Here is a 13,157-nt window from a genome sequence, read left to right on the forward strand (position 1 = left end):
TTGGAGGCGTTCACGTGATTGGCGACTGGCTACAACTTCTGGGGGCGGCACTTGGCGGGGGGCTGGTCGTCAAACTGCTTGATATCGCCTATCAGGAATACCGCTCGCGCAGTATGAAGTCCAAGTCGGCGAGGGCCTTCGTCGATTCCCATCTTGTGCCGTTGATCAAGGTTGCGGATGAGCTAGTGGGCAAGCTGCGTTCGCTTGCCATGCAGGACTTCCAGCCGCTTCATGACACAACCGATCTGGCGCGATCCAAGGACCTGCAATCGACCGTCTACCTTCTGTCAAAATTCTGGGCCCAGATCGAAGTCTTCCGGACTGCCGGCTTGACCGTCGAATTCGTGCGTGACGAACGCGGACGGACTTTGCAGACCTTCATCGACTGCCTCGAATCCCGTCGTGTGCGATTACAGGACCGGATATCGCAAAGAGCGATCGGCGAACTCATGCTGAATGATCAGGCGGAGGGGCTCGACCTGGTTCGATTTCTTGACTTTGCCCTGCGGCAGAAGGAGCACCCTCTGGCGCAGGAATGGGTAGGGCCTCTCGTCGATTTCCTGTCCCGCACCCGCCATACAACCGAGCGACAACGCTTGATGGCCTATGGGATCGTCGTGCACGCGCTGGTCGATACTCTCGACCCCAAACACGCTTTGAGCCGAGAGCGACCCTCCTATCCCCGCAAGTTGTCGCGAAAGACATGGCGCGACCTGCGCTACCGCATCTTTGCGCGTTATCTCACCGTGGTGGATGACAGCTCAAAATATATCGGGCCGCCCAAATAGGGCGGCCCGAAAGGGTAAGGCGGACCGAAATGACTTTGGGCTTCAAGCTGTCGCTTTCGAAACCGACACGCCAGTTGCTCCGCCTTTAGCTCGTTCGGCGAGGGTCGCCGTTACCTGATTTATAGCATGTCGTCGGCGTAAGCGGAAGGTCACATACCCCGTCCGTCCTCGTCGGTTCGCTGGATCGAGACGGGTACGCCATTCGCGCCCATATCATCCCAGATCCGGACCACCACGCCATGATCGCTTTCGTCATGGACTTCCAGCAGGACTGCGCTTTCGGGATTTTCTGCCCTGTGCCGATTGACGGAGGCCAGAACCCGTTCGATGTCGGTCCGGTCCTGGTTGACGAAAACCTGGTTGTCGCTGTCGACCTGGATCAGGATCACGGGCCGGTTCGGCGCCTCGCACCCCGCGCCTTCGCACTCCGGCGGCGGGCGCAAATCGACACCCTCTTCCGACAGGAATGTCGCAGTGACGATGAAGAAAATCAGCAGGATGAAAACGATGTCCAGCATCGGGGTCATGTTGACCTCTGCCTGGTCGTCGCGCTTGCGAAAACGTTTACGCATGTGGGCCTCCCCATTGGCCGATGGACCGCGCCAGCCTCACCCGGCGCCTTGTCAGTCGAACGAGCTGGCAAGGCAGGAGCGGGGAGGCGGGAAGGCCATTTGCGGGCGAAAATGGGGCCGCGTGTCGGACGCGTGCTTGTTCTGGCCGTGCCCGGTGCCTAGCCTGACGACATGGACGCGGAACCGGACAGTTCGACACTGCAATGGATGTCAGATGGAATCTGGACCGCGTCCGGTGACGTCGTCACGGCTGTCGCCGGGTTTCACTATCCAACCCGGATGATGGTCATCCGTCTCGAAGATGACCGGCTCTGGGTGTGGTCGCCGGTTGCGCTCGACGAGGCCCTGCAGCGCGAGATCGACGCGCTCGGAGAGGTCGCCCATATCGTCGCGCCGAACAGCCTGCACCATCTCGCCCTGGCGGACTGGCAGTTCGCCTATCCGGCCGCTCAACTGCACGGCGCGCCGGGCATGGCCGCCCAGCTTTCCGATCTGAAATTCGATCGGGAGCTGACTGACAGCGCTGACCCGGCCTGGGCAGGCGAGATCGATCAGGTCGTCGTGCGCGGCAACCGGATCACCACCGAGGTCGTCTTCTTCCACCGGGCCAGTGGCACGGTGATCTTCACCGACCTGATCCAGCACCTGCCGGACGACTGGTATTCCGGCTGGCGGCGCTGGGTTGCGCGCTGGGACCGGATGACCGGCCCGGAACCGGCCGTACCAGGCAAATTCCGCCTTGCCTTTCGTGACCGGAAGCTGGCGCGCGCAGCCATCGACCGTATTCTCTCCTGGCCGGTCACAACCGTTCTGTTTGCGCATGGTGAGCCGGTGCGGGACAATGCGCACGCTTTTCTCAAGCGAGCCTTTGCCTGGTTGCGTTAGGGCGGTTGATGACGGGATCCGTGGGGTTCACCTGCGAGCGCGCCCTAAGCTACGCCCAACGTCTCCCACACCGCGACATTTCTGCGACCACCCGCATCCATCCCTTGCCACATCTTCGAATCCATTCTATTGCCGCGCCGCAAGCAGCAATGAGGAGTCTCCCATGGAGATTCGTGAAGGTCTCACCTTCGATGATGTGCTCTTGCAACCGGGCCCGTCCGAAGTTCTTCCCGCCGATGCCAATGTCGCGACGCGCGTGGCCAGCGATGTGTCGCTGAAGATTCCCATGCTCGCCGCCGCCATGGACACCGTGTCCGAGAGCGGTATGGCGATCGCCATGGCGCAGGCTGGCGGCCTGGCGGTGATCCACCGCAATCTGACCATTGCCGAGCAGGCCGAGGAAGTTCGGCGGGTGAAGCGCTATGAGAGCGGCATGGTGGTCAATCCGGTGACGATCTCGCCGGATGCGACGCTCGCCGATCTGCGCGCCTTGATCGCCCAGCATCGCATCTCCGGCATTCCCGTTGTTGAAGGCGCCACGCCGTCGCGCCCGGGCAAGCTGGTCGGCATCATCACCAATCGCGATGTCCGTTTCGCCGATGATCCCAATGAGAAGGTCGGCAATCTGATGACCCGCGACGTGGTCACGGTGAAGGTCGGCGCGTCCCAGGACGAAGCCCGCGCCAAGCTGCACAAGCACCGCATCGAGCGCCTGCTGGTCGTCGATGACAGCGATCGCTGTATCGGCCTGATCACCGTCAAGGACATGGAAAAGGCGCAAGCCTTCCCCAATGCCGCCAAGGACGCCCAGGGCGCGCTGCGCTGTGCGGCGGCGACCACGGTCGGGGATAGTGGTTTCGAGCGCGCCGAGGCGCTGATCGATGCCGGTGTCGATGTGATCGTGATCGATACGGCCCACGGCCAATCCAAATCTGTTCTGGACCAGGTCACCCGGGTCAAGAAATCTTCCAGCCTGGCTCGTGTCGTGGCCGGCAATGTCGCCACCTATGACGGTGCCAAGGCGTTGATCGAGGCAGGGGCGGACTGTGTGAAAGTGGGCATCGGGCCGGGCTCGATCTGCACGACCCGGATCGTCGCCGGTGTCGGCGTGCCGCAGCTGACAGCGATCATGGATGCGCGCCGCGCGGCGGAAGGCACCGACGCCTGCATCATCGCCGATGGCGGCATCAAATTCTCCGGTGACATGGCCAAGGCCATCGCGGCCGGCGCCCATTGCGTCATGGTCGGTTCGCTGCTGGCCGGTACGGAAGAAGCGCCGGGCGAGGTCTTCCTCTACCAGGGCCGGTCCTACAAATCCTATCGCGGCATGGGGTCGCTGGGCGCCATGGCGGCCGGTTCGGCGGACCGCTATTTCCAGAAGGATACCGAGCGCATGAAGCTGGTGCCCGAGGGAATTGAGGGCCAGGTGCCCTATAAGGGCCCGGTCGGCCCGATCCTGCACCAGATGGTCGGCGGGCTGCGCGCGGCGATGGGGTATACCGGCTCGAAGACTATTGCCGACCTGCACCAGCGGGCGCAATTCGTGCGCATCACCAATGCCGGTCTGCGCGAGAGCCATGTCCACGACGTCAAGATCACCCGCGAAGCGCCGAATTATCCGACCACGAGCTGATCAGCCCGGGTTGAATGAGCCGGGAAAGGCAAGCCGCCATCTTCGCATGAAGGCCATTCCGGGGCGGCGATTGCCGGGACGGGGCGGGGTGGCTACCCCGCTTCCATCCATTCTTTTCAAGGAGAAGCCTGATGTCTGACGCTTTGATCTACCCGCTCCTGGTGCAAGTCGCCCTGACGTTCGTCCTGCTGTTCGCCACCGCTTTTTTGCGCACGGGATCGATTGCCGCTGGCAAGGTCAAGCCGGCTGACATCATGCTCGGTCAACGGGCCTGGCCGAAACAGGTCCAGCAGGTCTCCAATGCGTTCCACAACCAGTTGGAAACGCCGGTCTTGTTCTTCGTCGGTGTCATCCTGGCAGTTGTGACCAGTGTTGGCGGGCCGGTTCTGCTCGCCCTGTCCTGGACCTGGGTGGCGCTGCGCATTGTCCACGCCTTCATCCATGCGACCAGCAATCATCTGCGCTGGCGCTTTTACTGTTTTGCCGCCGGTGTCTTCGTCCTGCTGGCATTCTGGATCACGCTGGCGATCGGGATCGTGACGCGATGATGCAGGACCAGCCAATGCTCGAGACCGGGCAGGACATTCTTTTCCTGCTGACTGGCGCCTGGGGTGACGGTGAGGGCGGTCCGTGGCTGTGCGCCGATTGCTGCACGATGGAGGGCGCCATCAAGGTCAATCCGCATTGGGCTGAAGCTGTCACCCTGGTGCGGGTCGATTACGCCCGTCCGCGCGCGGAGATCGTGGCCTTGCTGGACGCGGACCATCAGAATGCGCCGACCCTGATCCTCAGCCCCGACACGGTGGCCCATATCGAGCCGGAGGCGGTGGTGAATGGCCGTCGGATCTATACCGACCCCAAGGCCATCTGCCGCCAGCTGGCGGCGTGCTATACCGGCGCCCAGCCGAAATAAACCGCGCCCGAGTGCGCCCTTACAAGACGGATATCCGACATGAGAGACGGCGCACGCATTGCCGCGGCCATCGAGATTCTCGAGACCCTCCAGACCCAGCACCAGCCAGTGAAGGACGCCGTGCGCGATTGGGGCAAGGCGCACCGCTTTGCCGGCTCGGGCGATCGCGCCTGGATCGGCGGGCTGGTGCTCGACGCGCTGCGTCACCAGTCCTCGACCGCCTACGCGATGGACGGAGACGCGCCTCGCACGCTGGCCATTGGCACGGTCGGACGGGTCTGGGGTGTTGAGGCTGATGCCATCGACGCCATGTTTGCCGGTGATGATCATGCGCCGGAAGCCCTCACCGACGCCGAGCGAGAGGGCCTGGCCCGGGACATTTCCGACGCGCCGCTGCACATTCGCGGCGATGTGCCGGAATGGCTCGAGGAAAGCCTGGTCCGGGCCTTTGGCGAGGCCGCCGCCGAAGAGGGCCGCAAGCTCTCTTCGCGGGCGCCGGTTGATCTCAGGGTGAATGAAGCCAAGGTCGATTTCGACCGTGCTTTCAAAGAGGTATCGTCAAAACTGAAAGCGGCTGAAAATAGCCCCTTGGTGCGCTCAGGTATTCGCATTCCGCAGCGCGACCCGCGTGGCAAGTCAGCCGCCGCCGAGAGCATTCCCGCCTATGGCAAGGGCTGGGTCGAGGTCCAGGATATCGGTTCCCAGCTGGCCGCGCTGGCCTCGGGCGCCCGTGCAGGCGAGCAGATACTGGACTATTGCGCCGGTGCCGGTGGCAAGACGCTGGCGCTATCCGCACTTTTGCACAATACCGGACAGGTCCACGCCTGGGACATTGACTGGCGCCGCCTGCGCGCCATCTGGCCGCGCCTCAAGCGCGCCGATGTGCGCAATGTCCAGGTCCATGATGATAGTGAAGACAAGGCCTTGGGTGAGTTTGTTGAGAAAATGGATGTCGTTTTCTGCGATGCGCCCTGCACCGGAACCGGCACCTGGCGCCGCCGTCCCGACGCCAAATGGCGTCTCAAGCCCGCCGCTCTCGACCGTCGCATGAAAGAGCAGGACATCGTGCTGGAACGCGCCCATCGCTATGTGAAGCCGGGCGGCCGTCTGGTCTACATCACCTGCTCGGTCCTGCCGGAAGAAAACGGTGACCGGGTCAATGCTTTCCTCGACAAGGTCGAGGGTTTCAAACCGGTGCCGGTGATGGACGCGCTGATCCAGTCCGGCGGTCTGGGCGACGGCGCCGAGGCGCTGCTGGAGTCTTGCCTCACCGAACACGGCGCCCTCCAGCTCTCGCCGGGCCGGACGGATACGGACGGGTTCTACATCTGCGTGATGGAGCGGGTGGGGTGAGTGAAACGATCGTTCTGAGGCAAAGCACCGATAAACTTTTGGCAATGGCTGTGGGCTGCCTTGCCGGTATCGGTGCGTGCGCTTGGGCGTTGGTAAATCTGCATACGGGAAATCTGGTCGAGAATGTTGAAAGCATTCGACGTGGCTGGTTCGCGTACTGGCTTCTTTGGGCGGGACTACCCTTCCTTGGAGTCGGCTGCTGGGTATTTGCCAAAGACGGGATGGCAGCGGCTCGCGGTCGCGCGAGTTTGACCCTTGATGAAGTTGGTTTTCAGGAACAGACAACTGGTCGCGACCGCCGATTGTGCTGGAACCAGGTGAGCCCTTTCGAGGTCTACACCAAGCGTCGGTTTGGCGTCCCGGCCGTATCAATGGTGGTGTTTGATGTTCTCGATCAGCCCGCGGACTGGTGGTCAGGCATGAACCGGAATGTCGCAGGTCGAGGGGCGTGGCTTCAACAGAGTTACGAGCTGCCACCTCAGGAGCTGGCCGATTTATTGAACAAATACCGCGATGCCGCGCTCAGCGACAAGCTCGAAAGTGTAGGAAAATGCGAGCCGGCTTGACCGGGGTCATTCCCTTCTGCGCAATCGCGCATGCCCCACCATAATCTGCTTGCCGGGAGACCGCCGTATCCGGTTCTTCAGGTCAAGGGGTCTACCCGCTTTGCGGCCCCTCGGGCCCTTGACCTGAAGAACCGGATACGGCCTGCTGGCTGACAAGCGATCTATGGATAGCGCCGCGTCGTGCGCCGCTTTATCAGATTTGGGTTGGTTTCAGCTATTGGCCGCAGGTTGCCTATTCCCGGTGCGGCAATGAATGGTTTTTTGGGGGCCGGTGAAGTGTTGAGCTATGTGGCAGGGTATGTCTTGGGCTTTGCCTTGGTTGCGGCCATTCATTGGCGGCACCGAGCGAGGCGACGTCTGCGCCATCCGGGGTTTGCGTTCGTTGAGGCAATCCCAACTCCGATGTTGTTGGGCATTCTGTTGCTTTTTATCACCCTGCACAATGTGGTCACCGGCCCGACCGGATTGGCGGCACAGGAGGGGCGCGAAGTTGAACTTGTGACTGTCGGATTGGGTATCTTCGTGGCCTGCGCTCTGCTCTACCTGACCCGATCAGAGATCCGGTGGTCCGATGATACCCTGGCCGCACGGCGCTGGCCCGGCGCGGACATCCAGCTGGCCTGGAACGATATCCGGCAGGCGGGCATCTCCGAGATATTCCTGCGCGTGTGGGTCACCGATGCCCAAGGACGAACACTCGTCATCGGCAAGGCGACAAGACCATCAAGCCTCGCGGACGAAATGGCGGCGCACTTGGGCGACCGCTTCATCGGCATCCGAAAGCCGCAGGCTGCGCCAGCGGAATAGTCGGCATACTCACCCTCCGACATTCTTCATCAGCAACATCTGGCGCCCCTTGAACTCGCGGCCTGTCTCCCGTGTTCACCCGATCACCGCGCACCGACACGTCGCCGTTTTGTACCGGCCGGCGCCCCATATCCCAACTCGTTCAGTCTCTGCCGGGTCGCGGGGTTGACCTGCACATCCAGTCCCGCACCCGCGCCGACCCGGCGCCGGGTCAGGGGCTGGTTGATGAGGGGGGCGCTGTCATGCTCCAGCCCGTGCAGCTCGATGCTCCGCGTCGCGTAGTGCAACTGGGCGGGCTCGAATTTCAGGCCGAGGAAGGTCATCAAACGGGTCACCGTGGCCTTGGGCCGGGTCGCCAGGTCTTCGTAACGAATCCGGATGATGCGACCGGCGAGACTGCGTTCGGCGGCGAGGCCGATACCGGTCAGGTCGGTCCAGTATTTCAGCGCTGCGCCCGTGTTGCTGACATGGGGGAAGGGGCGCCCCTGAGGGTCGCGCCAGTTGCGGGCGAGCAGGGAATTTGCGACGTCGCGACCATCACGCACGACATGGATGAAACGGGCCTGCGGAAGCAGCCGCCCGAGCGGGTCAAAGGCGGCGACATTGAGCGAGGTCTTTTCGACCAGCACCTTGATGGGCGGTTGATCCAGTGGCGCGCTGATCATGCCGGTCAGCAGGTCGGCCATGGTGCGGCGCATGTCCTCGGCGCCCAGATCGAAATCCTGCGCGTGCAGGGGGCCCAGCTCGCGGGCAAAATTCTGCCATTGCATGGCGATCGAGGGCGGCAGACCCGTATCGGGTCCGCAATGGGCATGGCGATGGGGTTCCAGCAGGCGGCGCAGCAGGGTCAGGCCGGAGCGCGGACAGCCGCCGGCAAAGACCAGGCCTTGGCCATCGCTGCGTCCGGCCTTGCCTTCGCTGTCAGACATAGCCGAGCCGGTCCAGATGGTGTCCGGCCACGCGCATGACGGTGTCGAGCCGGGTCTGGTCGAGATCGGTCTGCCAGCGATCGATGGCGGTCCGGTCGACGGGACGGGAGACACGGTCGGCACTGGACTCCGCCATACCCTGACGGCCGTCGAAAGCGTCTGCATGATCGAGCGCGCGGGCCTTGGCGTCATCGTCCTCGCCCAGTGCATCGAACAGGCGGGAGATCGTGCCGGCCGTGTCAGCCACGAGATCCTCATAGCGCAGCTCGACATAATTCGGGTCGGCCTTCATGCGCTGGCCGGCATCGATGCTGGCACACCAGAGCTGCGCGGCGGCTTCGGCGTCGCGGGTGATCGCCATCGGCTGACCGGTCCTAGCGTCGGTCCAGTCCATGGACAGAAGCGACGCGACCACATCGCGGCCATCGCGGACGATGCCGATCAGCGGGCTGTCGGGGAAGATCTGCCGCAGGCGGGAAAAGTGAAGGATATTGGCCGGCGTCTTCTCGGCCACCCGCGCCCCGGTCCGCTCGTGCAGCGGGGCCAGCAGCGTGTCGATGGCGCGGGCAAAGCGGTCATTGAGCGCCTGGCGGTCGAGACCATAGCCGCGCGCCAGCACGTCGGACTGTCCGGCCTCGATCTGTTCGGCCAAATGGCACAGGGCTGGGATGACCCGCATCTCCGGTCCGCAGACGATATTGCGGCTGGCATTGACCATGGCGCGCAGCAATGTCGTGCCGGATCGCGGGGCACCGCCGATGAAGATGGGAGATTTTCCGACCGCGTACTGCATGAGTGACCCGAGACAGCGAGTTCACTCTCAGGTAGCAGGCCGCGTCGGTGGCAATAAGTTACATTGTTTCAATAAATTACGGAAGTTTCACTGAGTGTACATGGCGTCGGGATAACCGTCTGTCAGGACCGGGTTTTTCGCGGCCCTCCGCCAAAGAAGCGACCGATCAACTGTTTTCCGGCGTTGAGCAATGGCGTCTCGACAAGGCGGTAGACAATCAGGCCCAAGGCCAGGCTGGCGACCAGGCCGCCGGCAAACAGGATCAGCGTGCTGACGGGGCCGTGCGGCAGGAGGCCCGCCAGGACGCGGGCTGCGACCCCGATGACCAGCAAATGCCCGAGATAGATGGCGTAGGACCAATCACCGATTGCGGCGAGTAGTTTCGGCCAGCGCGGTTGCCAGGCCAGCACTGTCCAGACCAGGCCGATAGCCAGGGTGATAAAGGCCAGGACCCGAATGTCAGCGATCGCCAGCCCGTCCAGACCATGCCTGATGGTCCAGGTCATAGCCAGGCCTGCGCCGATGACCAGTGTGATCAGCGCCGGCCAGCGGAATGCTGACAGGCGATCGCGGAACTCTGCGAGCGCGATTCCAGCGATGAATTGCAGGTTGAAACCGCTGAGCGCGAGAGCGCGCCAGGGGTGGTTTGTATCGATCAAGCCAGCCATGGCTGCCACTGTGAGAAGGGCCCACAGCCCCAACGCGGCCCGGCGCCAGCGCGGCGGCAGGAACAGGACCAGACCGTAAACGAGGTAAAAGTAGAGCTCGTGGGTCAGCGTCCATCCGACCAGGAGCAGGGGTGGTTGCCCGGTCGGCAGCAGGGTGAGGCTGGCCACCCAGTCCAGTTCTCCCATGCCGCGGCTCAGGCTGTCATCCAGTACCAGATAGCCGACCACTGACAGGCCGGTGAATATCCAGTAGAGCGGGAAAATCCGGTTCAGGCGTTTCAGCGCATAGCTCGGACCGGGCCGTGTGGCTGTGCGGTAGAGCGTGTGGATAATGAAACCGGAAATGACGAAAAAGACGTCGACGCCTGCAAAGCCCACATATCCGACCGGACCCAGCAAATCGGTACCCAGGAAGCGAACACCCGCCTGGTTCAGATGGCCGACGACAACCAGCAACACCGCGATGGCCCGCAGATATTGCAGCTCGATGATCTCGGCGCGGGGACGGTCAGGCAGCATCAACTCTCCGCTGGGCAATGCCGACCACCCAGCAGCCGACCCTTGAGCGCCGACAGTGGCCCGCCACGATGGTTCAGGCCAAGTGTCATAATCAGCTGCGGGCGAAGACCAGTGAGAAGGTAACCGGGACAACCGGCGTGATCGAGGGCAGGCCGGCGAGGTCCTGCAAGGTCGCAAGACCATCGATGAGATCATGGTCAGCCGCGTCAATGATCACGGGAGAACGGCTTTCGACGAGGATGCTCCGCCCGTCGATCTCGCTGACGATCACCTCGGCCTCGATCTCCATGGCGACGCCGTGCAGGTCGAGCGCGGCGTCGAGTGTGAGGGCGCGGCGCTCACCGGCGCCAAGGTCGGCAAGCGCGGCGAGGTCGAGTGTGGCGGTTACCCGGGCATCGGCAAAACGCTCGATCTCGAACAGGTGCTCGCGCATGCGCTCATTGCGGATGCCGATGCCGGTCTCGATGGTCGCCAGATCGATTACCAGTTCCGCCTGGCCGTCCGGCATGACCGACCCGCTGAGGCCGGAAAAGCTGTGGGTTTCGGCGATGTCACCGGATTTGATGGAGACGAAGCTGAGGGCTGATCGGTCCGCGTCCAAATGCCAGGTGCCCGGAGTGACGGGCTGCGAGCAGGCGACGGCAAGGCTGGCGAGAAGCGCGGTCATGACAAGGCGCATGTCGGATCTCCATGGTTTGACTTGCCGCAAGACTTGCGCGCCCGGCCGCTCGCGGACAAGCCCGTTGTGATGAATTTCCGGCAAAACCACGCAAAGCGCAGGTCCGGGGCGGTGCGGGACTGGTCAAGCGGGCTGACTCGCGCTATCGGGCCACATGCTGACAGATGTTTCTGCCATCTCCCTACAATCTGACCTCCGGGACACCTGCGCGCGCGGGTGCGAACGCCCATGACCGATCAACACGACAAACTCCTCATCATCGATTTTGGCAGCCAGGTGACCCAGCTCATCGCCCGCCGCGTCCGCGAGAGCGGGGTGTTCTGCGAGATCCACCCCTATAACCGCGCCGACGCCGCCTTCATCGATGCCTATGACCCCAAGGCGATCATCCTGTCGGGCTCGCCGCATTCCACCCATTGGGACAATTCCCCGCGCGCCGACGCGTCGGTCTTCACGCGCGGAATTCCCGTCCTGGGGATCTGCTATGGCGAGCAGACCATGTGCGCCCAGCTGGGCGGCCGGGTCGAGGCCTCCGAGGAGCGCGAGTTTGGCCGCGCCGACATCAAGCTGGTCGAGGACAGCCCGCTCTTTGCCGGCTTTGGTCCGGTCGGTCATGAAGAGCGCGTCTGGATGAGCCATGGCGACCGTGTCGCGGCGCTGCCCGAGGGCTTCAAGGTCATCGCGACCTCGGGCAATGCGCCCTATGCCGCCATTGCGGACGAGACCCGCAAATTCTACGGCGTGCAGTTTCATCCGGAAGTGGTTCACACACCGCGTGGCGCAGCCCTGCTCGAAAATTTCACGCACAAGATTGCCGGCCTTACAGGTGACTGGTCGATGGCCAATTTCAAGGATGAGGCGATTGCCAAGATCCGCGAACAGGTTGGCGACAAGCGCGTCCTGTGCGGCCTGTCCGGCGGCGTCGACAGCTCGGTCGCAGCCGTCCTGCTGCATGAGGCGATCGGCGACCAGCTGGTCTGTGTCTTTGTCGATACCGGCCTGATGCGCCAGGGCGAGGCCGACGAGGTCGTGACCCTGTTCCGCGAGCACTACAATATCCCGCTCGTCCATGCCGAGGCCGAGGACCTCTTCCTGACCGCCCTTAAGGGCGTCGACGATCCGGAGAAGAAGCGCAAGATCATCGGCAGCCTCTTCATCGATGTCTTCGACGAGAAGGCCAAGGAGGCCGGCGGCGCCGACTTCCTCGCCCAGGGCACGCTCTATCCCGACGTCATCGAAAGCGTCAGCTTTGATGGCGGCCCCTCCGTCACCATCAAGTCGCACCATAATGTCGGCGGCCTGCCGGCCCGGATGAAGATGAAGCTGGTCGAGCCGCTGCGCGAGCTGTTCAAGGACGAAGTCCGTGCGCTTGGCCGCGAGCTCGGCCTGCCGGACGCCTTTGTCGGTCGCCATCCCTTCCCGGGACCGGGTCTCGCCATCCGCATCCCCGGCGCTGTCTCCAAGGAAAAGGCCGACATCCTGCGCAAGGCCGATGCGATCTATATCGAGGAGATCAAGAAGGCCGGCCTCTATGACGAGATCTGGCAGGCTTTCTCGGTCCTGCTGCCGGTCAATACGGTCGGTGTGATGGGCGATGAACGCACCTACGACGCCGTCCTCGCCCTGCGCGCCGTCACCAGCGTCGACGGCATGACGGCGGACTACTACCCCTATGAGCACGACTTCCTCAGCCGCGTGGCGACGCGGATCATCAATGAAGTGCGCGGCGTGAACCGGGTGGTCTATGATGTGACGTCCAAGCCGCCGGGGACGATTGAGTGGGAGTAGGGGGTCCGTAGCTCGAAAACTGCGCCAAGCGCGGATTGATCCATAAAGCCCTTGTCAGCCAGCGGGCCGTATCCGGTTCTTGAGGTCAAGGGCGCGCAGCGCCGCTTCGCGGTTGAAACCCTTGAGCTCAAGAACCGGATACGGCTTTCTCCCGGCAAGGGATGTATGGCTGGGAGAGCGCCCGGCGCGTCTGTTCGACAGAAGACGCCAGCCTCGCAATCTCACACGCCATTTTTCCCGGGCGAAGACCCGGGACTGACCGAG

General features: G+C 63.2%; 14 protein-coding genes. 9 read left to right on the forward strand and 5 right to left on the reverse strand.

Annotated features, from left to right (window positions below):
- Window positions 1-14 precede the first annotated feature (14 nt).
- Window positions 15-788 (forward strand): hypothetical protein, encoded by a 774-nt coding sequence (locus MMAR10_RS06105; protein WP_011643112.1) that lies wholly within the window; start codon window positions 15-17, stop codon window positions 786-788.
- Between the two features lie 149 nt (window positions 789-937).
- Here the strand turns inward: MMAR10_RS06105 and MMAR10_RS06110 are convergent, their stop codons facing one another.
- Entirely contained in the window at window positions 938-1,360 is a 423-nt protein-coding gene (locus tag MMAR10_RS06110) for an ExbD/TolR family protein (protein ID WP_011643113.1), read from the reverse strand.
- A 171-nt stretch (window positions 1,361-1,531) separates the two neighbouring features.
- Here MMAR10_RS06110 and MMAR10_RS06115 point away from each other — a divergent pair, with 171 nt between their 5' ends.
- The 7 genes from MMAR10_RS06115 (at window position 1,532) to MMAR10_RS16880 (ending at window position 7,517) form a co-directional block, all read left to right on the forward strand.
- Window positions 1,532-2,245: a DUF4336 domain-containing protein gene (locus MMAR10_RS06115; RefSeq protein ID WP_011643114.1), complete on the forward strand. Its 714-nt coding sequence runs from the start codon at window positions 1,532-1,534 to the stop codon at window positions 2,243-2,245.
- Window positions 2,246-2,408: 163 nt separating this feature from the next.
- Window positions 2,409-3,878: an IMP dehydrogenase gene (guaB, locus tag MMAR10_RS06120; RefSeq protein ID WP_011643115.1), complete on the forward strand. Its 1,470-nt coding sequence runs from the start codon at window positions 2,409-2,411 to the stop codon at window positions 3,876-3,878.
- A gap of 131 nt (window positions 3,879-4,009) precedes the next feature.
- Entirely contained in the window at window positions 4,010-4,426 is a 417-nt protein-coding gene (locus MMAR10_RS06125) for an MAPEG family protein (protein WP_011643116.1), read from the forward strand.
- Complete coding sequence (locus MMAR10_RS06130; protein WP_049755674.1) at window positions 4,423-4,791, forward strand: DUF3088 domain-containing protein; 369 nt, start codon at window positions 4,423-4,425, stop codon at window positions 4,789-4,791. Before MMAR10_RS06125 ends, MMAR10_RS06130 begins: the two co-directional genes overlap by 4 nt.
- A gap of 39 nt (window positions 4,792-4,830) precedes the next feature.
- Window positions 4,831-6,144: an RsmB/NOP family class I SAM-dependent RNA methyltransferase gene (locus MMAR10_RS06135; protein ID WP_011643118.1), complete on the forward strand. Its 1,314-nt coding sequence runs from the start codon at window positions 4,831-4,833 to the stop codon at window positions 6,142-6,144.
- Complete coding sequence (locus MMAR10_RS06140; protein WP_150099721.1) at window positions 6,141-6,710, forward strand: hypothetical protein; 570 nt, start codon at window positions 6,141-6,143, stop codon at window positions 6,708-6,710. Before MMAR10_RS06135 ends, MMAR10_RS06140 begins: the two co-directional genes overlap by 4 nt.
- Window positions 6,711-6,890: 180 nt before the next feature.
- Window positions 6,891-7,517: a hypothetical protein gene (locus MMAR10_RS16880; RefSeq protein WP_150099722.1), complete on the forward strand. Its 627-nt coding sequence runs from the start codon at window positions 6,891-6,893 to the stop codon at window positions 7,515-7,517.
- Window positions 7,518-7,600: 83 nt separating this feature from the next.
- Here MMAR10_RS16880 and MMAR10_RS06150 read toward each other — a convergent pair whose 3' ends face one another.
- The 4 genes from MMAR10_RS06150 to MMAR10_RS06165 form a co-directional block, all read right to left on the reverse strand.
- Entirely contained in the window at window positions 7,601-8,446 is an 846-nt protein-coding gene (locus MMAR10_RS06150) for a sulfotransferase family protein (protein WP_011643120.1), read from the reverse strand.
- Window positions 8,439-9,239, reverse strand: coding sequence for a sulfotransferase family protein (locus MMAR10_RS06155; protein WP_011643121.1), 801 nt, complete (start codon window positions 9,237-9,239; stop codon window positions 8,439-8,441). The genes MMAR10_RS06150 and MMAR10_RS06155 overlap by 8 nt, the downstream gene beginning before the upstream one ends.
- Window positions 9,240-9,361: 122 nt before the next feature.
- Window positions 9,362-10,426: an acyltransferase family protein gene (locus MMAR10_RS06160; protein ID WP_011643122.1), complete on the reverse strand. Its 1,065-nt coding sequence runs from the start codon at window positions 10,424-10,426 to the stop codon at window positions 9,362-9,364.
- A 91-nt stretch (window positions 10,427-10,517) separates the two neighbouring features.
- The gene (locus MMAR10_RS06165) at window positions 10,518-11,105 is read right to left on the reverse strand and encodes a YceI family protein (protein ID WP_011643123.1); all 588 of its coding nucleotides are present in this window, start codon (window positions 11,103-11,105) and stop codon (window positions 10,518-10,520) included.
- Between the two features lie 228 nt (window positions 11,106-11,333).
- On the opposite strand from MMAR10_RS06165, the gene guaA reads away from it, so the two are divergent.
- Window positions 11,334-12,893 (forward strand): glutamine-hydrolyzing GMP synthase, encoded by a 1,560-nt coding sequence (guaA, locus tag MMAR10_RS06170; protein WP_011643124.1) that lies wholly within the window; start codon window positions 11,334-11,336, stop codon window positions 12,891-12,893.
- Window positions 12,894-13,157 lie beyond the last annotated feature (264 nt).

This window comes from Maricaulis maris MCS10 (assembly GCF_000014745.1).
Taxonomy (GTDB): domain Bacteria; phylum Pseudomonadota; class Alphaproteobacteria; order Caulobacterales; family Maricaulaceae; genus Maricaulis; species Maricaulis maris_A.